The sequence below is a fragment of the Halomonas korlensis genome (assembly GCF_900116705.1).
GTDB classification, from domain to species: domain Bacteria; phylum Pseudomonadota; class Gammaproteobacteria; order Pseudomonadales; family Halomonadaceae; genus Halomonas; species Halomonas korlensis.
In genome coordinates this window covers 77,578-95,878 of sequence record NZ_FPBP01000009.1, presented here as the reverse complement: position 1 = coordinate 95,878, position 18,301 = coordinate 77,578, and the positions used below count along the sequence as shown (strand labels likewise).

The 18,301-nt window shown below is 63.8% G+C and carries 23 protein-coding genes; 11 read left to right on the top strand and 12 right to left on the bottom strand.

Annotated elements, in window-relative coordinates; translation table 11 throughout:
- Positions 1 to 14: 14 nt before the first annotated feature.
- From dacB to BM341_RS12795, 3 genes are read right to left on the bottom strand one after another with little or no spacing between them, the layout of a single operon-like run.
- Positions 15 to 1,472, bottom strand: a complete 1,458-nt coding sequence (dacB, locus tag BM341_RS12805; protein WP_089796460.1) for a D-alanyl-D-alanine carboxypeptidase/D-alanyl-D-alanine endopeptidase — start codon at positions 1,470 to 1,472, stop codon at positions 15 to 17.
- Positions 1,473 to 1,520: 48 nt separating this feature from the next.
- Positions 1,521 to 1,850: a DMT family transporter gene (locus BM341_RS12800; protein ID WP_089796459.1), complete on the bottom strand. Its 330-nt coding sequence runs from the start codon at positions 1,848 to 1,850 to the stop codon at positions 1,521 to 1,523.
- A complete protein-coding gene (locus BM341_RS12795) occupies positions 1,847 to 2,266 on the bottom strand; it encodes a PACE efflux transporter (protein WP_089796458.1) in 420 nt (139 codons plus the stop codon). The genes BM341_RS12800 and BM341_RS12795 overlap by 4 nt, the downstream gene beginning before the upstream one ends.
- Before the next feature lie 154 nt (positions 2,267 to 2,420).
- On the opposite strand from BM341_RS12795, the gene BM341_RS12790 reads away from it, so the two are divergent.
- Positions 2,421 to 3,314, top strand: a complete 894-nt coding sequence (locus BM341_RS12790; RefSeq protein ID WP_089796457.1) for a LysR family transcriptional regulator — start codon at positions 2,421 to 2,423, stop codon at positions 3,312 to 3,314.
- A 57-nt stretch (positions 3,315 to 3,371) separates the two neighbouring features.
- Here the strand turns inward: BM341_RS12790 and trmB are convergent, their stop codons facing one another.
- Positions 3,372 to 4,055, bottom strand: a complete 684-nt coding sequence (gene trmB, locus BM341_RS12785) for a tRNA (guanine(46)-N(7))-methyltransferase TrmB (protein WP_089796456.1) — start codon at positions 4,053 to 4,055, stop codon at positions 3,372 to 3,374.
- A 211-nt stretch (positions 4,056 to 4,266) separates the two neighbouring features.
- On the opposite strand from trmB, the gene BM341_RS12780 reads away from it, so the two are divergent.
- The 3 genes from BM341_RS12780 to BM341_RS12770 all read left to right on the top strand — a co-directional run bounded on the left by BM341_RS12780 (position 4,267) and on the right by BM341_RS12770 (position 6,972).
- Positions 4,267 to 6,156: a beta-ketoacyl synthase gene (locus BM341_RS12780; RefSeq protein ID WP_089796553.1), complete on the top strand. Its 1,890-nt coding sequence runs from the start codon at positions 4,267 to 4,269 to the stop codon at positions 6,154 to 6,156.
- Entirely contained in the window at positions 6,156 to 6,635 is a 480-nt protein-coding gene (gene coaD / locus BM341_RS12775) for a pantetheine-phosphate adenylyltransferase (protein ID WP_089796455.1), read from the top strand. The genes BM341_RS12780 and coaD overlap by 1 nt, the downstream gene beginning before the upstream one ends.
- Before the next feature lie 88 nt (positions 6,636 to 6,723).
- Positions 6,724 to 6,972, top strand: coding sequence for a YfhL family 4Fe-4S dicluster ferredoxin (locus BM341_RS12770; RefSeq protein ID WP_089796454.1), 249 nt, complete (start codon positions 6,724 to 6,726; stop codon positions 6,970 to 6,972).
- A gap of 76 nt (positions 6,973 to 7,048) precedes the next feature.
- On the opposite strand, the gene BM341_RS12765 is transcribed toward BM341_RS12770, so the two are convergent.
- Positions 7,049 to 7,369, bottom strand: coding sequence for a hypothetical protein (locus tag BM341_RS12765; RefSeq protein ID WP_089796453.1), 321 nt, complete (start codon positions 7,367 to 7,369; stop codon positions 7,049 to 7,051).
- Positions 7,370 to 7,561: 192 nt separating this feature from the next.
- Between BM341_RS12765 and BM341_RS12760 the strand changes: the two genes are divergently transcribed.
- The 3 genes from BM341_RS12760 to BM341_RS12750 all read left to right on the top strand — a co-directional run bounded on the left by BM341_RS12760 (position 7,562) and on the right by BM341_RS12750 (position 11,080).
- Positions 7,562 to 8,194: an outer membrane beta-barrel protein gene (locus BM341_RS12760; RefSeq protein WP_089796452.1), complete on the top strand. Its 633-nt coding sequence runs from the start codon at positions 7,562 to 7,564 to the stop codon at positions 8,192 to 8,194.
- Positions 8,195 to 8,300: 106 nt separating this feature from the next.
- Entirely contained in the window at positions 8,301 to 9,668 is a 1,368-nt protein-coding gene (locus BM341_RS12755) for an MATE family efflux transporter (protein WP_245784267.1), read from the top strand.
- A gap of 101 nt (positions 9,669 to 9,769) precedes the next feature.
- Positions 9,770 to 11,080, top strand: a complete 1,311-nt coding sequence (locus tag BM341_RS12750; protein WP_089796451.1) for a short-chain fatty acid transporter — start codon at positions 9,770 to 9,772, stop codon at positions 11,078 to 11,080.
- A 55-nt stretch (positions 11,081 to 11,135) separates the two neighbouring features.
- Here the strand turns inward: BM341_RS12750 and BM341_RS12745 are convergent, their stop codons facing one another.
- A complete protein-coding gene (locus tag BM341_RS12745; RefSeq protein WP_139233017.1) occupies positions 11,136 to 11,465 on the bottom strand; it encodes a hypothetical protein in 330 nt (109 codons plus the stop codon).
- 159 nt (positions 11,466 to 11,624) lie between these two features.
- Here BM341_RS12745 and BM341_RS12740 point away from each other — a divergent pair, with 159 nt between their 5' ends.
- Complete coding sequence (locus BM341_RS12740; RefSeq protein ID WP_089796449.1) at positions 11,625 to 12,128, top strand: acyl-CoA thioesterase; 504 nt, start codon at positions 11,625 to 11,627, stop codon at positions 12,126 to 12,128.
- 43 nt (positions 12,129 to 12,171) lie between these two features.
- Here the strand turns inward: BM341_RS12740 and BM341_RS12735 are convergent, their stop codons facing one another.
- Together BM341_RS12735 and BM341_RS12730 are read right to left on the bottom strand one after the other, a co-directional pair.
- Complete coding sequence (locus BM341_RS12735; RefSeq protein ID WP_089796448.1) at positions 12,172 to 12,303, bottom strand: entericidin A/B family lipoprotein; 132 nt, start codon at positions 12,301 to 12,303, stop codon at positions 12,172 to 12,174.
- A 62-nt stretch (positions 12,304 to 12,365) separates the two neighbouring features.
- Positions 12,366 to 13,112: a sulfite exporter TauE/SafE family protein gene (locus tag BM341_RS12730; RefSeq protein ID WP_089796447.1), complete on the bottom strand. Its 747-nt coding sequence runs from the start codon at positions 13,110 to 13,112 to the stop codon at positions 12,366 to 12,368.
- Positions 13,113 to 13,247: 135 nt separating this feature from the next.
- Here BM341_RS12730 and BM341_RS12725 point away from each other — a divergent pair, with 135 nt between their 5' ends.
- A complete protein-coding gene (locus BM341_RS12725; protein ID WP_089796446.1) occupies positions 13,248 to 13,691 on the top strand; it encodes an HIT domain-containing protein in 444 nt (147 codons plus the stop codon).
- Here the strand turns inward: BM341_RS12725 and BM341_RS12720 are convergent.
- From BM341_RS12720 to BM341_RS12705, 4 genes are all read right to left on the bottom strand, one after another.
- On the bottom strand, positions 13,673 to 14,695 hold the full coding sequence (locus BM341_RS12720) for a nickel/cobalt transporter (RefSeq protein ID WP_245784266.1): 1,023 nt from the start codon (positions 14,693 to 14,695) through the stop codon (positions 13,673 to 13,675). The genes BM341_RS12725 and BM341_RS12720 overlap by 19 nt on opposite strands.
- Complete coding sequence (locus BM341_RS12715; RefSeq protein WP_089796445.1) at positions 14,686 to 15,375, bottom strand: DUF1007 family protein; 690 nt, start codon at positions 15,373 to 15,375, stop codon at positions 14,686 to 14,688. Before BM341_RS12715 ends, BM341_RS12720 begins: the two co-directional genes overlap by 10 nt.
- 79 nt (positions 15,376 to 15,454) lie before the next feature.
- Complete coding sequence (locus BM341_RS12710; protein ID WP_089796444.1) at positions 15,455 to 15,826, bottom strand: hypothetical protein; 372 nt, start codon at positions 15,824 to 15,826, stop codon at positions 15,455 to 15,457.
- Positions 15,823 to 16,392 (bottom strand): hypothetical protein, encoded by a 570-nt coding sequence (locus BM341_RS12705; RefSeq protein WP_089796443.1) that lies wholly within the window; start codon positions 16,390 to 16,392, stop codon positions 15,823 to 15,825. Before BM341_RS12705 ends, BM341_RS12710 begins: the two co-directional genes overlap by 4 nt.
- Positions 16,393 to 16,516: 124 nt before the next feature.
- Between BM341_RS12705 and BM341_RS12700 the strand changes: the two genes are divergently transcribed.
- Positions 16,517 to 17,665, top strand: a complete 1,149-nt coding sequence (locus tag BM341_RS12700) for a glycerate kinase (protein ID WP_089796442.1) — start codon at positions 16,517 to 16,519, stop codon at positions 17,663 to 17,665.
- Between the two features lie 141 nt (positions 17,666 to 17,806).
- The gene (locus BM341_RS12695) at positions 17,807 to 18,280 is read left to right on the top strand and encodes a Dps family protein (RefSeq protein ID WP_089796441.1); all 474 of its coding nucleotides are present in this window, start codon (positions 17,807 to 17,809) and stop codon (positions 18,278 to 18,280) included.
- The last annotated feature ends 21 nt before the right edge of the window (positions 18,281 to 18,301 follow it).

The following is an 18,301-nucleotide window of genomic DNA, read 5'->3' as shown; positions in this document are numbered from 1 at the left end:
TCAATGGCCAATAGTCAGTGCTCGGTGATCATGCGGGTGAGATCCTCGGTAAGCGGATCGAATACCTGGGTCCAGTTGAGCCAGGGCGTGGTCGAGGTGCCGTTGACCAGGACACTGAAGACGCCCCAGCGGCCGCGCTGGGTGCGAAAGTAACCGCCGATCGCACGCACCGCCACCGGCTCGTTGAGCGTGCCAGTCTTGAGCATGACATTATGCTGAAAGTCATACGAGCCACGGCGAATGAACCGCATCACGCCATTGCCGGGCGACTGGAAGCTCGCGACGAAGCTGGGAAACAGCGAAGGGCGATGATACATGCTCTCAAGCAAGGTGTTGATGCCATGCGCCGAGGTACGGTTGTCGGGCGTCAGGCCACTGCCACTGCGCAGCGTCAGTTCGCCATGCCCGGGAATGCCGGCCACGAACCGCTCGATGGCGGCGCCGCCGAGGTCGAGAGTGGCCCGCGGCGTGCGGACCAGGTCCAGTGCCAGCATGTCGGCCATGAAATTGTTGGAATAGTTCATGGTGCGAAGCAGCACTTCCTGCAGGGGCTTACCCTCCACCTGCGCGAGCCGCCAGGCGGCCGGAGGTGGCTCGGCGATGCTGGTCACTACCTCGCCTTTGATCGCGACGCCGGCCTCGTCGAGCATCGCCTTGAGCAGTGTGGCGGTCTGCAGGGCCGGGTCGGAACTCGCGCGATACAGCTGACGCGGCAAAGCGTTGAGCGACATCTGCCCCTTGACCACCATGGTGTCGCCCGCCCCGCGCGAGATGCGCTCGGCATGCAGTTCCGTGCCGCTGTCGTCGGGCCGGGTCACGACCTGGTTGTTGATATCGATGAGCGGCGTGTGGCTGTCGCAGTTGGTGATGCGGGCAGGCTCGCCGGCAGCCGCCCCGGGCGCCACGTTCACGCACCAGCTGCCATGATTAATGCCGGCCGAGGACAACAGCGCGCTGTAGGCATTGTCCACCCGCGAGTGAGCATCGCAGCGATCGGTGGTAATGCACTCCACCGGACCGAAGCGCCATTGGCTGATTACCAGTCGTCCGTCGACTTCGCGAACGCCCCTTTGATGCAGCCGCTGGACCAGCCGCCAGAGATCTTCGGAGCTCAGCGCCGGGTCGCCGCTGCCATCGAACACCAGGTCACCATGCAGCCTGCCGTGCGCGTCGAGGTTACCCTCGCTCACCAGCCGCGTGTCGAAGCGATGCTGCGGCCCCCAACGATCCAGGGCGGCGGCCGCCACATAAGCCTTGCTCACCGAGGCCGGCGACAGCTGACGCTTGGGTTCGATCGCCCCGAGCACTTCGTTGTTATCGAGCAATCGCGCCTCGGCGCTGACCAGAAATCCCCGCTCGACCAGCGCGGACAAACCGCTGAAACCCGATGCCTGGGCTTGGGCCTGGACAGCCGACAGGACGACACTTAACAGCAGCAAGGTCAGTCGAAACAGCTTGTATCGGTCACACATGGGAGGCAGGCATCCTGGGTCTGGGGTAAGCCGGAAGAATGAGCCAGCTTAATGGGCCGAGACCGAGGAGAAAACCTGAATGACCACCACGCCGCCAACGATCATCGCCAGACCCACCAGCGCCGGCAGGTCCGGCTTCTCGCCGTACACCACGATCCCGACCAGGGTGACCAGCACGATCCCCAGCCCGGCCCAGAAGGCGTAGGCGATGCCGACGGGAATGCTGCGCAGCACCAGCGCAAGCAGATAAAACGCCACACCGTAGCCCACTACCACCGTGACGCTCGGCCATAGCCGGGTGAAACCCTCCGAGGCCTTGAGTGCGCTGGTACCGATGACCTCGGCAATGATCGCCAAGGCCAGATAGATAAAACTCAACGCACACCTCCTTGCGCCAGGCGACGGCGCATCACCACGTCGAACGCCGTATTGAAGACCATCGCATAACACAGAAAGAACACCACGAAACCGAGATCTAGCCAGAGCGCCTCCAGCCAACCCACCTCGAGCCACCACGCCACCACCGGCAGGGTCATGATCAACAGGCCCGACTCGAAGCCCAGCGCCTGTGCCAGGCGTTGAAGGAAGCTGCGCCGACGCGTCGGTACCCAGCGGTCGAACAGGCGGTTCCAGACCAGGTTCCAGAGCATGGCGAGCGTTGCCAGGCCGAGCGCCAATACGCCGATATCGCCCAAGCCATGTCCCGACAACAGACTAGCCAGCGGCGTGACAAGCACCAGGCCACCCAGCTCGAAGAGCATGCTATGAGCCATTCGTTCTTTCCAGGAGCGCATCGCCCACCTCTACCTATCCACGCGCCGGACCGGTCGGGTCGCGACAACGCCCCTAGTCTAGCCATCATAACGATGGAGGCGAGTTGGTATCCATCGCCAAATCAGATAGTTTGGAGACAAGCCGCGGCTATTCCCCTTGAAGAAGGAGCTTCCCGTGCGTTGGAGCCTGGACCAGCTGGAGAGCCTGATCGCCGCTGCCGAGAAGGGCTCGTTCTCCTCGGCGGCGCGCCATCTGGGCAAGGCCCAGTCCGCGGTCAGCACTGCCATCGCGCATCTCGAGCTCGACCTCGGCTGCCCGCTGTTCGATCGCCGTTGTCGGCTGCCACGCCTGACACCGGCAGGAGAGGCCCTCGTGCATGAGGCCAGGGCGGTGCTCCGGCAATGTCAGCGTCTCGAGGCCCGCGCCGCCTCCATCGTTCAGGGCGAGGAAGCGCATCTGGTCGCCGCCATCGACGAGGCGCTGGTCGAGATGCCACCCGTGGACGAGACCCTGGAAGCGCTGGCCCATCTCTTCCCGGCCCTGCAGCTGACCCTGCTCTATGGCTCCCAAGACGATATTGCCGGTTGGGTAGAGGACGGCACGGCGAATCTCGGCATTCTCTTGCGCCAGCAGGGTCAGGGTTCACTGCTCGAGGGGATTCGCATCGCGCAACTGCAACAGGTCCTGGTGGTCGGCTGCGAGCACGCGCTGGCGCAGCTGTCAGCGCCGGCCGTCAGCGACCTGGCCGGCCATCGTCAGCTGATGATCACTTCGCGACCCCTTGGCGACACCGGCAGGCCGCTTGGCGCCCGGTTCTGGCGCCTCAATAGTTTCTATTCAATGGGCGAGCTGGCGACCCGAGGCCTCGGCTGGGCGCTGGTTCCGCAGCATATCGCGCACTACCCGCCCTTTTACGACCGTCTGGTGACTCTCGACAGCGAGGCCCTGGGCATTGCCCCGGTGGTCGAGGTGGAGACGATTTCGCGTCGTGATCGGAATCAGGGACCCATTGCGCGCTGGCTGCGCCATACGCTGGGAGAACGGTTTCGCGATCACCGTGCACGCTGACTCCCTATCTCCTCTTCTGCCCTGCAATGCACTGTGCAGGCAAGCCGGTCGGCACGCTCAGGGCAGCAGCTGCGGACGGTGGGGCAGCGTCACCGTCAATCGCCACAATGCGTGGCCACTGTGATGATACTTTGCCTCGAAAGGCGTCAGGTAATCGTCCTCGGGTTCGTAGCGTGCGGCGTCTACCGCCGCGCCGGTTGCCTGGGTGATGGCGAGTGCGAATTCCTCGACATAGAGCCGCCAGTTGGAGCGCAGCTCAAACCTGCCCCCCAGGGCCAGAATGGCAGGGAAGACCGGATGCGCCTGCCAGCGCATCTTGAGCTGGGACGCCTTGGGATAAGGGTTGGGGTAGAGCAGGTAATGGCGCGCCGGCTGCCAGCCATCGGCCAGCGCCAGGCGCCAGAAGTCCACCAGGTCGGCGCGTACCAGCAAGGCATTGGCGGGGAGCGGGCCATGTTCGCGCGACAGCCGATCGGCGCTGCGATCGACACCCATCACCGCATGGTCAGGGAATTGCTTGGCGAGCCGGCGGGTCGAGAGGCCAACGCCGCAGCCGGCATCGAGGATCAACGGCGATTCGCCGAGCGCGTTGCGCCAGCGCGCGGCGGCCGTGAAGGCCTCGCGAGTATGCTCGGCCACGGGCTTTTGCAGCGGGTGAGTCAGCGCGCGCCCCACACGCCTGGGCAGGTCATCGTGGGGACCCGACTGATTCGATACGATGGAACGGGAGCTGGCTTGCATGGACCGTCAACCGGACAGGACACGGAAAAGCGATTCTAGCAGCTACGATTCCGCTGCGTGGACCTGCCTATCGTCATGTTGCCCCGGCCGCTGCATGACGCCATGCCGGAGCGAGTGCTATGATCGATGGCCTGATAACCATAAGCGATCAGCAGACTTCCAACAGCACAGCGAGGATTCCGGCTTGTCACATTTACCGGTGATCGTCGGCATGGGCGGCGTGAATCCCGCCGGCAGAACCTCGGGTCATCAGGCGTTTCGCCGCACCGTGCTCGACGCCCTTTCCGACGACGATCAGGCCAGCACGCTGCTCGGCCTGGCAGCGATGATGCGCCTGGCCAATGGACAGGAAGAGGATGCCTGGAAGGACACCGAGGGCAATGTTCTGGACGCCGCGGTCATTGTCGAGCAGACACGCCAGCAAGTGCTCGACCATACCCTCATCCGCCGCATCGAGGACCCGCGCTTCAACGAGGCGGGCCTGCCGGCCAATCGCCGCGCGAACCTGGCCATCGACTCGCCGTTGACCTTTCGCATCCGTCGTCGTCAACTGCCCGACACCCTGCCGCCAACCTGGCAGGTCCGCGACGTCGACCGTCATGTCCGGGAAGTCACCGTCCCCGCCGGCACCCTGGACGTGATGCTGCCCGAGACCCGCACCGCCCAGGTGCGCGCCGCCGGTCAGCTGCCCAGCGGTTTCGAGCCGAGCCGCTTCTATCGCAGCGTGCATCATCCGCGTGGCCTTTCCATGGCGATCTTCTCGGCCAGCGACTGCCTGGGCGAATGCGGCCTCGGCTGGGATAATCTGCGCGATCGCCTCGACCCGGACGCGATCGCCGTCTACGCCGGCAACTCCATCGGCCAGCTCGACGATGAAGGCTGGGGTGGGCTGCTCAAGAGCTTCGTGTCGGGTAACCGCGCGACTTCCAAGCAGATGCCGCTGGGCTACAGCCAGATGCCCGCTGATTTCCTCAATGCCTACGTGCTGGGCAGCGTGGGGGGAACCGGTGCCGCGCTCGGTGCCTGTGCCACCTTCCTCTACAACCTGCGGCTCGGCGTCGAGGACATTCGCGCCGGTCGGCGGCGCGTGGTCATGGTGGGCACCTCGGATGCGCCGGTGACGCCGGAGATCATCGAAGGCTTTCGCGCCATGGGCGCCCTGGCCGACGATGACAGCCTGAAAGCCCTCGATGCACTCGACCTGCTCACCGACACCGACTATCAGCGCGCCTGCCGCCCCTTCGCCCGCAACTGCGGCTTCACCATTGCCGAATCCAGCCAGTTCGTGATGCTGATGGACGACGCGCTGGCGCTGGAGGTCGGGGCCGAGATTCACGGCTGCGTGCCCGGCGTCTTCGTCAATGCCGATGGCTGGAAGCGTTCCATCTCGGCGCCGGGCATCGGTAACTACATCACATTGGGCAAGGCCGCCTCGCTGGTCCGCGACATGCTCGGCGACACGGCACTGCGCGAGCGCAGCTTCCTGCATGCCCACGGCACCAGTACGCCCAAGAATCGCGTGACCGAGTCGCACGTCTTCGATTTGGTGGCCCGCGCCTATGGCATCGAGGCGTGGCCGGTCGTCGCCATCAAGGCCTTCGTCGGTCATTCCCAGGGCAGCGCCGCCGGCGACCAGCTGACCAGTGCCCTTGGCAGCTTCGCCCATGACCTGCTGCCGGGCATTCCCACCCTCGACGAGGTCGCCCACGACGTCAGCTCCGAACGGCTGCGCTTCTCACGCGAGCCGCTGGCGTTCGTCGCCGATGCCGCGTTCATCAATGCCAAGGGCTTTGGCGGCAACAACGCCACCGGTGTGGTGCTTTCGGCACGGGTCACCGAACGTCTGCTGGTCAAGCGCCACGGCGACGCCGCCGTGACCGACTGGCAGGCGCGTCGCCGCGTCACCCGCGAGGCCACCGCGCACTATCTTCGCGAGGCCGACCGTGGGCGCTTCCAGGCCCGCTACCGCTTCGGGGAAGGCGTGCTGGAAGGCACCGAGCTCGAGATGAGCCACGAGTTCATCCACATTCCCGGCTATGCACAGCCGGTATCGCTGGCGGTGGACAACCCTTTCGGACGACTCGACGACGGAGAGCACTGATGACCACGGCGATCTATCCCGGCACCTTCGATCCCATCACCAACGGCCATTTCGATCTCATCGAACGCGCCGCAAGGCTCTTCGACGTGGTGGTCGTAGCCATCGCCGGCAGTCCCGGCAAGGGCCCGGTACTCGATCTCGATACTCGCATCGACCTGGCCCGCGAGGTGGTGTCGGGACTCGACAACGTGGAGGTAATAGGTTTTTCGGGATTGCTCACCGAGCTCATGAAACAGCAACAGGCGCGGGTCATCCTGCGCGGCCTGCGGGCGGTTTCCGACTTCGAGTACGAGCTGCAGCTGGCCAACATGAACCGTGCACAGATGCCGGAGCTGGAGAGCGTGTTCCTGACCCCGGCGGTGGAGAACTCCTATATCTCCTCTAGCCTCGTGCGCGAGATCGCCAAGCTCGGCGGCGACGTTTCCCAACACGTGAATCCAAGGGTCGCCGAGACGCTGAAGAGCCATTACAATACCTGACCCAGAAGCTCGGGATTAACGGCATCCCGATCGAACGCGCCCGGATACGGCCGAAAGCGGCCGGCCAGCGATTTCCGTGAGGTAACCCATGGCTCTGATGATCACCGACGAGTGCATCAACTGCGACGTCTGCGAACCCGAATGCCCCAATGGGGCCATCTCGGCCGGGGAAGAAATCTACGTTATCGACCCCAACCTGTGCACCGAGTGCGTCGGCCACTACGACGAACCCCAATGTCAGCAGGTCTGTCCGGTGGACTGCATTCCGCTCGACCCGGAACGCAAGGAGTCCCACGACGAGCTGATGGACAAGTATCGCGTCATTACCGCGGCGTGATAACGGTCGGCTCCACGCCAGCCTGCAACGCCTGGCTCATCGAGCGAGGCGCCGATGGTGAATGCACAGGCAGGCGTTACCGCTCATCTGCCCTCTTGCTGACGGTACACCCCAGGCAGCGACGAAATGCGGCTTCGGCCGGTGTCTTGATCAATGTCTCTGCCGAGCTGCCTACGCCTCCCCCCAAGGCCGTAAAGGGCAGAGCCACCAGGAAGAGTGCCGTTCCCCCCACCGTGGCGGCTGCCAACAATGGCCTGGCGATCACCGCATCGGCGATCATGGCCGCGCCATGGGGCTGCGCCTCGACATGCTGGCCACTCGATTGAGCCAGGACCGGCGTGGATACCAGCATTGCCATCAGCGCGTGCATGCCAGCCTTCTGTACCTTGCCTTTCATCCGCATTTTCTTGCCCCCTTCAATCTCGGTGCGTTGATCACCGCGCACCATGTCGCAATAAAAGCTAATTAAGGCTAGCCTTTTTAGCCGCTAGTATGACAGTCTTTCACATGAGCTTACATACAGGGTAGCCGCTCCTGGCGGCTGCCCAGTCTGGCAGGCCGACGCCTGTCATTTCATGCAAGGGAACCCATGATGAAACGTCTGTTCGCCACCGCCGCCCTGGCCAGTCTTGTCGCCGGCCCCGCCTTCGCCCAGAACTACCCGTACAACCAGTACAACCCCGACGAGGGGCCGTATATCGGTGTCGGACTTGGCAATGCTGAGCTGGATTTCGATATGGAAGGCTATTACGAAAGCCTGGGCTACCCGAATGTAAGCTCGGATGATAGCGATACTGCTTACAAGCTGTTTGCCGGTTACCAGTTCAACCCCAACTTTGCTATTGAGGCTGGGTACGCTAATTTCGGTGAGTTCAGCGCAAACTCATCAGCTCCCGGTTACTCTGGCCGGGCTAAGCTGAGCGTCGAGGGATTCACCGCCGGCTTAGTGGGCAAACTACCCATCCAGAACGGTTTCAGTGTCTACGGCAAGCTGGGCATGATTGCTTGGGATGCTGAGTTAGACGAGAGCGAAGATTACTATGAGCAATCTGGTTCATTAACTACCAGTGATGACGGTACTGACCCTTTCTACGGTATCGGTGCCGAGTATGTAGTGAACCAAGCAGTCATGCGTCTCGAATACGAACGCTACGACATCGAATCTGACGGAGAGGGCCTTGAGATCGACCTGGTCACTGCCGGTATCGGCTACCGTTTCTAATAACGCCAGTCACTTGCCTTCAGCACAGCCCCACCATTGGTGGGGATGTTGCTTTCCAGGGCGTGCACCACCATGCTGCGCGGTCTGACGGCCACCGGAAATCGACGTGTCCTTGACCCACCCCGCCAACCCTGACGCCGGTCCGAAGCGCATCTGGACGCTGGCCTGGCCGATTATTCTCTCCAACATCACCGTGCCGCTGCTGGGGCTGGTGGATACTGCCGTGGTCGGCCATCTACCGGATTCGCGCTATCTGGCTGCCGTGACCCTGGGCGCCACCCTGTTCAGTTTCCTCTACTGGGGATTTGGTTTCCTGCGCATGGGCACCACCGGGCTCACCTCCCAGGCGGTGGGCCGTGAGAGCGACGACGAGGTCCGCAACCTGCTGGGCCAGTCGCTGCTGTTGGCGGCGGGCATCGGCGTGCTGTTGATCCTCTTTTCTCGCCCGTTGATCGCGCTCGGGCTGTGGCTGCTCGACGCCAGCCCGGTCGCCACCGAGCTCGCCGCGCAGTACGCCCATATACGTATTCTCTCGGCCCCGGCGGTGCTGGCCAACTACGCTATCCTTGGCTGGTTCCTCGGCCAGCAGAACTCGCGGGTCACGCTGGCGATCCTGGTGCTGACCAATAGCGTCAATATCGTTCTTGACCTGCTGTTCGTGGTCGGCCTGGGCATGACCAGCGACGGCGTGGCCTGGGCCACGGTGATCGCCGACTACACGGCGCTGGCCTTCGGTGGCGTCCTGGTGCTGCGCCAGCTGGGCCACCTCAGGGGCCGCTTCCTGCGCGAGCGGCTGCTCAGGCTCAGCGCCTATGCAGAGCTCTTTCAGGTCAACGCCAACCTCTTCGTGCGCACCCTCGGGCTCCTGTTCGCCATGGCGTTCTTTACCTCGCGCGGCGCCGCACAGGGCGATACGGTGCTCGCCGCCAATGCGGTACTTCTGCAGTTCATCATGCTCACGAGCTATGCACTGGACGGTTTCGCCCATGCCGCCGAGGCGATCGTCGGGCGCGCCGTGGGGCGGCGTCGCTGGGATGAGTTCGGACAAGCGGTCAAGAGCGCGGCGCTGTTTTCGCTGGTGACCGCCGCGGGCGCTTCCCTGGCCTTTGCGCTGGGAGGGAACCTGTTGATCGCCCTGCTGACGGGGCTGCCGGCCGTGCGCGACACCGCGGCCACGTACCTACCCTGGATGGCCGTCATGCCGTTGATCGCCGTCTGGAGCTACCTGTTCGATGGCGTCTTCATCGGTGCCACCGCCATTCGTGAAATGCGCAACAGCATCTTTGCGGGGCTCGCCGTCTACTTGCCTGTCTGGTGGCTGACCCGAGAGCTTGGCAACCATGGTCTGTGGCTCGCCTTCCTGATTTTCGCACTGGTGCGCTCGGCGACATTGGCAGGCTACTACCTGCATTTTCGCCGCACTCGCTGGAAAGCCTCGGGCATGCCGCCGCTAACACGCTTTGACAATCCCTGACCGGCACGGCAATGTTGACAACCTGATGGGTGCAAGATGCTGAGTTTGCGTTATTTTCCAATAAGCCCGCCCTTTTCCTAACCAGAACAAGAGACGCCATCATGCTCAAGGCCATCTCGAAACCGGCCGTCAGGCTGGTCGAACGCTACCTGCCCGACCCTTTTATTTTCGTTCTGTTGCTGACGCTCATTGCCGCCGCCGCGGCGATCGGGGTGGAGCGACAGACACCGCTGGCGGTGATGCGCTTCTGGGGCGATGGATTCTGGAGTCTGCTGACCTTCTCGATGCAGATGCTGCTGGTGCTGGTTACCGGCTTCATGCTGGCAAGCTCCCCTCCGGTCAAGCGACTGTTGCAACGGCTTGCCAGCCTGGCAAAGAGCCCCGGTAGCGCCATCATCCTGGTGACGCTGGTCTCGCTTGCCGCCAGCTGGATCAATTGGGGCTTCGGCCTGGTAGTGGGCGCACTGTTTGCCAAGGAACTGGCCAAGCTGGTGCGGGTGGACTATCGCCTGTTGGTAGCCAGCGCCTACTCCGGCTTCATCGTCTGGCACGGCGGCCTGGCCGGCTCGATACCGCTGACCATCGCCACGGATGGCCACTTTACCGCCGAGCAGATTGGCGTGATCGGTACTGGCTCGACCATCTTTGCGCTCTTCAATCTGGCGATCGTCATTTGCCTGTTCATTGCGGTGCCGCTGGTCAATCGCCTGATGCTGCCCGATGAAAAGGACAGCGTGTTCATCGATCCCAAGTTGTTGGGCGAGGACGAGGCCTTCCGGCCGCGCGTCACGCGTCCGGCCGAACGGCTCGAGAACAGCGTGACGCTGGCCTGGCTGGTGGGTATCCCGGGCGTCCTCTACCTGCTCGACCACTTCGTCCTGCGCGGCGGCGGCCTGAACCTGAACGTGGTCAACTTCATCTTCCTGTCCCTGGCGATCGTGCTTCACCGCACGCCCCAGAGCCTGCTCAACAGCCTTCAGGAGGCGATCAAGGGCGGGGCCGGCATCGTCATCCAGTTTCCTTTCTATGCCGGGATCATGGCGATCATGGTGCAGTCAGGGCTTGCCGAGAGCATGTCGCAGGGGTTGATCTCGTTTGCCACCGAAACCTCATTGCCCTTCTGGTCGTTCATCAGCGCAGGAATCGTCAACATCTTCGTACCGTCCGGGGGCGGGCAGTGGGCCGTACAGGCACCGGTCATGCTACCCGCCGCTCAAGCATTGGGCGTCGACATCCCCCGTGTGGCGATGGCCGTGGCCTGGGGCGATGCCTGGACCAACCTGCTTCAGCCCTTCTGGGCCCTGCCAGTGCTGGGTATCGCCGGATTGAAAGCCAAGGACATCATGGGATTCTGCCTGATCCAGCTGTTCATCACCGGCATCATCATCTCCATCGGCCTGACCTGGTTCTGATCCTGCCGCCATGCGAGATCATCGCGCACGGCACTCTTGCCGTGCGCGATGTGTTTCAGGCCTTGCCGCGGGTATAGGAGGGCGGGTCGCTTGCCGGGAAAGATTCGGCGCTGGCCTCGTTGATATCGTCATTGGGGTCGATATCCGGGTCGCGCTCCCCATGGGGCATCGAAGTCAAGACGGCGCCATGCGTGTCGTCGACCCTGTCGATCAGGCAGAGCTGATTGCCATCCGTGACATCGAGCCGAGAATAGGGTATCCAAAGCGGCGAGCCGTCGGACGAGATGACCCTGAGATAATGATTTCCTAGGGCATCGACCGACCCTACACTCTGGTTGGCTGTATCCAGCACTTCGGCGCCGATACGAAAAGCGGGTTCCATCATTGCCTCCTTGCAGGTGTCATGCACCGAGTAATATATGTGGCTCAAGCTCGTTATATCGGACGCGTTGGTCGGGTCCGTGCCAGCTGGCGTGATACGCCTTCGTTTCAAGGCAAAACATGCTTGCCCTATACTGACAATTCAACTTCATGGAACTAGAGCATGACTCCCGACGACCTTCCCCGCCAGCATGAATTAACCATGACGGTGTTAATGACCCCCGATCTGGCCAACTTCAGTGGCAAGGTTCACGGTGGCGCCATCCTCAAGAAGCTCGATGAAGTCGCCTATGCCTGCGCCAGCCGCTTTTCCGGCCACTACGTAGTGACCCTTTCGGTCGATCAGGTCCTCTTCAAACAACCGATTCATGTCGGTGAGCTGGTCACCTTCCTGGCAAGCGTCAATCACGTCGGTCGCTCTTCCATGGAGATCGGTATTAAGGTAGTCGCCGAAGACATTCGACAGAAGCTGATCCGTCACACCAATAGCTGCTATTTGACCATGGTGGCGGTCGATGAGGAGGGACAGCCGGCGAGGGTGCCGACACTTGATATCGCCACACCAACGCAGCAATTGCGTTTTGAAAAAGCCGCGCTTAGGAAAAAGCTGAGAAAACAGGCCGAAGCCGAAGAGCGCCGTGCTCAGGACGAGCACGACGCCCGTTAAGCCCCCCTTTCAGCATCCTTCAGAAGGGCTTGTCACCATCGCATCAGTCGGCGGAGCGCTGGACCGCCTCACCACCTTGCTCGATATCCTCGCCGGCGCCGCGCATGGTATTGCAGCCACTCAGCAATGACACCGTGAAGAGGGTAACGAGCGTCAACGACAAAATCCTTTTCATGAGACATGTCTCCTTGCAGCATGGTGGGAAGTTTAAGAAAACTGCACATTGAGTCTAGCACGTCATCCCAGCAGCAGCCTCAGGATGATCGCCACGATCACGATGATCGTCAGCCACTTGACCCAGAGCGCGCCGCGCGCGCTGACATTGACTTTCACGCCGACCCAGGCGCCCAGCATGCTGCCGGCGGCAAGGATAAGCCCATATCCCCAGCGCACCTGATCGTGATAGACAAAGATCGCCAGCGCCGGCAGGGTATACATCAGTATGATCAATACCTTGAAGGCGTTCACCTGGGCAAGATCGATCTTCAGCATGCGGTAAAGCACCACAATGAACAGGATGCCGACACCGACCTGGAGAAAGCCGCCATAGACCCCGATACCGAACATCGCCAGATAGATGGCCGGCGTCAGGCGCTTGACAGTCAATGGGCGAGTCTCCAGACGCGGCTGGGGAAGCAGCATCAGCAGTGCCGAGGCGCCCATCACCGTGATCAGCACCGCCTCGAACAGCGTGTCACTGACCTGCAGCGCCAACCAGGTCCCGAGTAGCGAGCCCAGCACGGCCGGCACCGAGAGCCGCAGGCTCAGCCCCGTATGCCGGGCCCCGGCGCGCAAGAAACTTGCCACCGCCGAAACGCTCTGCAGCACAATAGACACCCGGTTGGTGCCATTGGCCACCTGCGGCGGGAGTCCCAGGAACATCAGCAGCGGCAGCGTCAGCATGGACCCGCCCGCCGACAGCACATTGATGAAGCCGGCCACGGTGCCGATCACCAGCAGCGCCAGTACTTCCATTGCGGTCATCGAAGGTTTCGCTTTTCCGTAGGCACAAGACCGGTCAGCATAGCCATCCCGGAAGACACAGCAAACTCAGCGCTGCAAGTCTTGCGCGATACCGCATCAGCCGTGCCCGCCCCCACCCCTTCAAGGAGGCTCATCATGCCTGACTTTCAACCCGATGCTCGCCTCGCAGCCGACAGCCATGCGCTGGCCGAGCTCCCGCTATGCCAGGTGCGGCTGATGAACGATGCACGCTTTCCCTGGCTGATTCTGCTGCCACGGCGTCACGCGGTCAGCGAGGTCTTCGATCTCGAGGAGGGCGAGCAGCAACAGCTATGGCGGGAAGCCACCGCGGTCGGGCGAGCATTGAAAGCCAGCTTCAACGGCGACAAGCTCAATATTGCCACGCTCGGCAACATGGTGGCCCAACTGCATGTGCATGTGGTCGTGCGCCACCGCAGCGATGCCGCCTGGCCGGCGCCGGTCTGGGGACATGGCCAGCCCGAGGCCTACCGGCCAGAGGCGCTGAAAGACTTGTATGAGCGCCTACTCGCACAGCTCGACACCCTGCCCCTGGCGGCGCCTCATCCTCCGAAGGGGTGAGCCGATGGCCCCTCACCGGTTTCGTCACGCGCCGGCGGCTCGCCCAGCAGCGGCGCGCTCGCGGGCTGGCTGATGCCGGTGAACGTCAGCGACAATCCCAGTCCGGCAATGGCCAGCCCGCCGCCCAGCGAAGCCCAGCCAATCACTCGGCCGATGCGCGGCGGCCGGCTCTGCTGCGCCAGGCGTCGCACGGCCCAGCCGCGGGCCATCACGCTGGCAAGCGCGAGCGCCGAGACGGTCAAGGCCGTGCCCAACGACATCACCAGCACAGCTGCCACCCCTACCGCGAACTGACCCAGCAGCGTTGCCGCCCCCAGTAGCAGCACGCCGCCGCTGCAGGGGCGAATGCCGATGGCGACCACCGTTGCCATCGCCGTTCGCCAATCGCTGGCCTGACGGGGGTCGACATGATGGTGTCCGCCGCAGCACATATGGTCATGAACATGGCTATGGCCGTGTTCATGGCCGTGCTCGTGTTCATGCTCATGGGCCGGCACCGGGCGACGCAGCTGACGGAGCGCCCGAACACACAGCCAGCCCCCCAGGAGCGCGACCATCAGGAAACTCGCCTGTTCGACCCAGACCACGCTACCCATGGCCTGGCGCGTCAACCAGCCCAGCCCGTGTACCAGCACCACGACCAGGCCGATCGCCACCAGCCCCTGGAGCAGCGATGCCGCAAACGACAGCCCCAGCGCCCGGCGTCGCGCGCCGCCCTGGGAAAGCAGGTAGGTGGTCAACACCGCCTTGCCATGGCCCGGGCCAGCGGCGTGGAAGACGCCATACCCGAAGCTGACGCCGAGCAGGGTCGCCCAGGCCGCCGGCGAGGGCGTACCGGAAAACTCGGTGATGGCGAGCGTCAGGGCGCGGTGAAAGTCGCGCTGCCAAGTCACGATAGACAGGCTCAGCGCCTGCAATCCGCCCTGAAACCACAGCCAATAGAGTCCCAGCCCGACCAGCAACAGCCCAACACATAGCAGCAGCGGTCGTGCCATCAGTCGCATGTCACTTCCCCGGTCTCGGCGAAGTAGCGACCGAGCCCCGATTCGCCCTGCTCGTCGACATCCAGTTGCGCGGCAGTGAGCACCCGTTCGGGGTCCGGGTCGGCGGGCACAATACGTGTCTGGCAGCCATCCCGGCCACTCACGACCAGCGCTTCTTTCAATGGGCCATCATCACCGGCTTCGTGCACCACCTCCAGGTAGTAGCTAGGGTCGAATACCTGATAGCGCAAGGTCTCGCCCGCCAGCGTCACCGGTTCTGCCAGCGGCAAGCGGAAGATGAACTCGACCCGCCCGCCGCGCTCAAGCACGGTGTACTCGCTCACCTGCCCCAGTTGCAGCCTGTCGTCGCCCAGGCGCAGTTCGGTGAAGTAGTCATGTGGGCTCAGGTTGCCGCGGATATCGTTGCCCAGCTGGTCGAGGCCGGCTTCCAGGCTGTCACCGCCGTCGACCTGTCCCAGCTCCTCGAGGATGACCAGGCTGTAGAAAGGATCCATCCGCCACGACTGATGCAGTGCCGCCAGACGCCCCTTGTCGTCGAACACCAGGCGCATGCTCATGTCGATCCAGCCATGGGGGTGGGCATGAATCACTGTCGGCAGGAACAGCAACAGCAGAGCGAGACTCGCCCCGGAGAGCCGCTGCCACAGGGTGGCGTGGCGCCTGTCAAAACTACCGATCATTCGAAGAGCCACCTCAGGATAACGAAAGAGGCGCCTCCCTGAGCCGACCAGAAAAAGCGACGATCAGAGGAAGCACCAGTCAGAGAAAGAGCCCCAGCCGCGACCGCAGGTCCACCAGAAAAGGGTCGAGGGTCTGCGGCGTCAGGGGGCGGCCACCGCGGGTGGCGGAGACACTCACCCGGCTGGTGTTGCCTTCCCCCTCGACATTGAGCTCAACGCTGTATCCGGGCCAGCGCGACAGCACGGCCTCGGCGCGACCCAGCTGGCCATCGGCATGGCGGATCACATAGCCACGCTCCATCAGCAGTGCCACGGCCGTCTCGAGGGTGACCGCGGGAGGCGTTTCGAAGACCAGCTCGCGTGGCTCGGCGGGGGGCGCCGTGGTGGCACAGCCGCCCAACCACAGGCTCATCAGTACCGCTGTCGACACTACGGAAAGCCGCTTTATCATGGTGACGCCTCCTCGACCGGCATGGCCTGCATTGCCTCGCGCAGCCGACGACAGAAGTCGGCATCGCTGGCGCTGCGCGTCTCGTGCACTTCACCGCGCCAGTCGATCACCTGGGAGTCACGGGAGACCCTCGTCTCCTCGGAGGTGGCGACCAGCGACACACGCTCGAGACGCGTCGCATCACGACCCAAGCCGCCATATCCACCCCCTAGCCCCACCACAACGCCGCCGGAGAAGCCGCCTCGACTACCAAAGCCGCCGTAACCGCCGAATAGGCTGCTGCGCTCCCAGGGATCGTACATACCACTGGTGCCGGGCAGGGTTCGCGCTCGCTCGGCGCTGACCAGCCCCAGCACGGGATCGGTGTCACGCACCGTAAAACCTTCGGCCTCGAGCACGGCCATCGCCCGGCGCATGCGATCGCGCACCGAGGCCGAATCGCTTGACCAGCGGCACTCGGCCGACGGCGCGGGCTCCGCCACCGGCAGCGTCGAAGGACTGGTCTGGCAGCCGGCGAGAACCGGCAAGCCCACAACCAGCATGAGGGACAACGGCCAATGACGCATGAGCTGACTCCCGAAGCTGAATAGCCATAGTGTACGCATCCGTCAGAAGGCGGAAAAAGGTTTACCTCTTCTGCCGGCTCCGCTCAGCCGCTAAGCTGGGCGAAAATGATAACAGAGCCTGCCCATGAAGATTCTGATCTGCCCGGATAGTTTCAAGGACGCCCTGGCCGCGGCCGATGCCGCACGTGCCATTGCTTTCGGCATCGGCCGCGTGGATGGCGATATCACCACGCTCGAATGCCCGCTCGCCGACGGCGGCGAGGGCAGCCTCGACGCCCTGCTCGCCGCGACCGGCGCCGAGCGACGCCATGCCAACGTGCATGATGCCCTGGGTCGCCCAGCGCATGCCGACTGGGGCTGGCATGCGGCCAGTCGCACCGCCTATGTGGAGCTTGCCGAGGCCAGCGGCCTTCAGGCCTTGCCCCCGGACGAGCGTACCGCCCTGCACAGCACCACCTACGGCGTGGGCGAGCTGATCCGTCACGCCCTGGATGCGGGTGCCGAGCGGTTGCTGCTGACGCTCGGCGGCAGCGCCACCAACGATGGCGGTGCGGGCATGCTGGCTGCCCTTGGCGCGCGGCTGCTCGATGCCGAGGGCCGTGAGCTTCCCGCCGGCGGCGCCGCACTGAAAAATCTCGCCGAGCTCGACCTCGACGGGCTCGACCCGCGCCTCGCCGGGCTCGCCGTCGAGACCGCCGTTGACGTCGACAACCCCCTACTCGGCGAGCGCGGCGCCAGCGCCGTCTTCGGGCCCCAGAAAGGCGCCACGCCGGACGATGTGGCCACGCTCGACGCGGCCCTGGCCCGCTTCGCCGATGTTTCGGCCAAGGCGCTGGGCACGGATCATCGTGAGCTGGCGGGTGCCGGCGCCGCCGGCGGCATGGGGTTTGCCGCGCGGGCCTTCCTGGGTGCCGAACTGCGCCCCGGCATCGAGCTGGTGATGGCGCAGGCCGGCTTCGGCGCCCTGCTCGACGGGGCCGACCTGGTGATCACCGGTGAAGGCCAGCTCGATGGCCAGAGCATGGCCGGCAAGACCCCGGTCGGCGTCGCCCGCGAGGCGAAGCGTCACGGCGTACCGGTGGTGGTGCTGGCTGGCCGCCTGGCGCCCGGCTGGCAGGCGGCCTTCGGCGAAGGCGTCAGTGCCGCCTTCGCCCTGGCCGATGGCCCGATGACGCTTGACGAGGCGCTGGAGCGCTGTGCCGAGCTGCTGGCCGATCGTGCCGAGAGCCTGGCCCGGCTGCTGATCGCCGCCGCCCCGCGACGCGGCGCTTGAAATCGTGCGGCGTCGCCGGCATGTCATATAGGTCGCCGGCATGTCATATAGCAACGCTATGGTGGCGATGGGCAGAATTGGCTCTTCCTTCGCCACATTGGTGGCCCACACTGGCAGCACCGCGATCAAGGAGGCATTCGCATGAGCGACACCAATACCATAGGCCTGCACGAAGCCAGCGCCACGCAGCTGGCCGAGAAGCTCAACGAGCTGCTCGCCAACTACCAGATCTTCTACATGAACGTGCGCGGCTATCACTGGAACGTGAAGGGCCCGGAATTTTTCCAGCTGCACGAGAAGTTCGAGGAGTTCTACACCGACCTGCTGACCAAGGTCGATGAAGTCGCCGAGCGTATCTTGACCCTTGGGCATCAGCCGGTGCATGCCTACAGCGATTACGTGAAGATCGCCTCCATCGAGGAAGACAAGAACGTCCATGACGGCAAGGCCTGCGTGAGAGGCGTGCTCAAGGGCTACCAGACGCTGATCGAGTTGCAGCGCGGCCTGCTCTCGCTGGCCTCGGATGCCGACGACGAGGGCACCGCCGCCCAGGCCGGTGACTATATCCGCGAGCAGGAGAAGACCGTCTGGATGCTGGGCGCCTATCTGGACTGAGCGCTATTTGGACCTGAGCGC

Excerpts from the sequence above, each read along its gene's own strand:
- coaD (WP_089796455.1), top strand. The coding sequence starts at position 6,156 with ATGACCACGGCGATCTATCCCGGCACCTTCGATCCCATCACCAACGGC.
- BM341_RS12760 (WP_089796452.1), top strand. The coding sequence starts at position 7,562 with ATGATGAAACGTCTGTTCGCCACCGCCGCCCTGGCCAGTCTTGTCGCC.
- dacB (WP_089796460.1), bottom strand. The coding sequence starts at position 1,472 with ATGTGTGACCGATACAAGCTGTTTCGACTGACCTTGCTGCTGTTAAGT.
- BM341_RS12740 (WP_089796449.1), top strand. The coding sequence starts at position 11,625 with ATGACTCCCGACGACCTTCCCCGCCAGCATGAATTAACCATGACGGTG.
- BM341_RS12695 (WP_089796441.1), top strand. The coding sequence starts at position 17,807 with ATGAGCGACACCAATACCATAGGCCTGCACGAAGCCAGCGCCACGCAG.
- BM341_RS12720 (WP_245784266.1), bottom strand. The coding sequence starts at position 14,695 with ATGCGACTGATGGCACGACCGCTGCTGCTATGTGTTGGGCTGTTGCTG.
- BM341_RS12765 (WP_089796453.1), bottom strand. The coding sequence starts at position 7,369 with ATGAAAGGCAAGGTACAGAAGGCTGGCATGCACGCGCTGATGGCAATG.
- BM341_RS12710 (WP_089796444.1), bottom strand. The coding sequence starts at position 15,826 with ATGATAAAGCGGCTTTCCGTAGTGTCGACAGCGGTACTGATGAGCCTG.
- BM341_RS12730 (WP_089796447.1), bottom strand. The coding sequence starts at position 13,112 with ATGACCGCAATGGAAGTACTGGCGCTGCTGGTGATCGGCACCGTGGCC.
- BM341_RS12770 (WP_089796454.1), top strand. The coding sequence starts at position 6,724 with ATGGCTCTGATGATCACCGACGAGTGCATCAACTGCGACGTCTGCGAA.
- BM341_RS12715 (WP_089796445.1), bottom strand. The coding sequence starts at position 15,375 with ATGATCGGTAGTTTTGACAGGCGCCACGCCACCCTGTGGCAGCGGCTC.
- BM341_RS12795 (WP_089796458.1), bottom strand. The coding sequence starts at position 2,266 with ATGCGCTCCTGGAAAGAACGAATGGCTCATAGCATGCTCTTCGAGCTG.
- BM341_RS12745 (WP_139233017.1), bottom strand. The coding sequence starts at position 11,465 with ATGATGGAACCCGCTTTTCGTATCGGCGCCGAAGTGCTGGATACAGCC.
- BM341_RS12780 (WP_089796553.1), top strand. The coding sequence starts at position 4,267 with ATGGGCGGCGTGAATCCCGCCGGCAGAACCTCGGGTCATCAGGCGTTT.
- BM341_RS12700 (WP_089796442.1), top strand. The coding sequence starts at position 16,517 with ATGAAGATTCTGATCTGCCCGGATAGTTTCAAGGACGCCCTGGCCGCG.
- trmB (WP_089796456.1), bottom strand. The coding sequence starts at position 4,055 with ATGCAAGCCAGCTCCCGTTCCATCGTATCGAATCAGTCGGGTCCCCAC.
- BM341_RS12705 (WP_089796443.1), bottom strand. The coding sequence starts at position 16,392 with ATGCGTCATTGGCCGTTGTCCCTCATGCTGGTTGTGGGCTTGCCGGTT.
- BM341_RS12750 (WP_089796451.1), top strand. The coding sequence starts at position 9,770 with ATGCTCAAGGCCATCTCGAAACCGGCCGTCAGGCTGGTCGAACGCTAC.
- BM341_RS12725 (WP_089796446.1), top strand. The coding sequence starts at position 13,248 with ATGCCTGACTTTCAACCCGATGCTCGCCTCGCAGCCGACAGCCATGCG.
- BM341_RS12735 (WP_089796448.1), bottom strand. The coding sequence starts at position 12,303 with ATGAAAAGGATTTTGTCGTTGACGCTCGTTACCCTCTTCACGGTGTCA.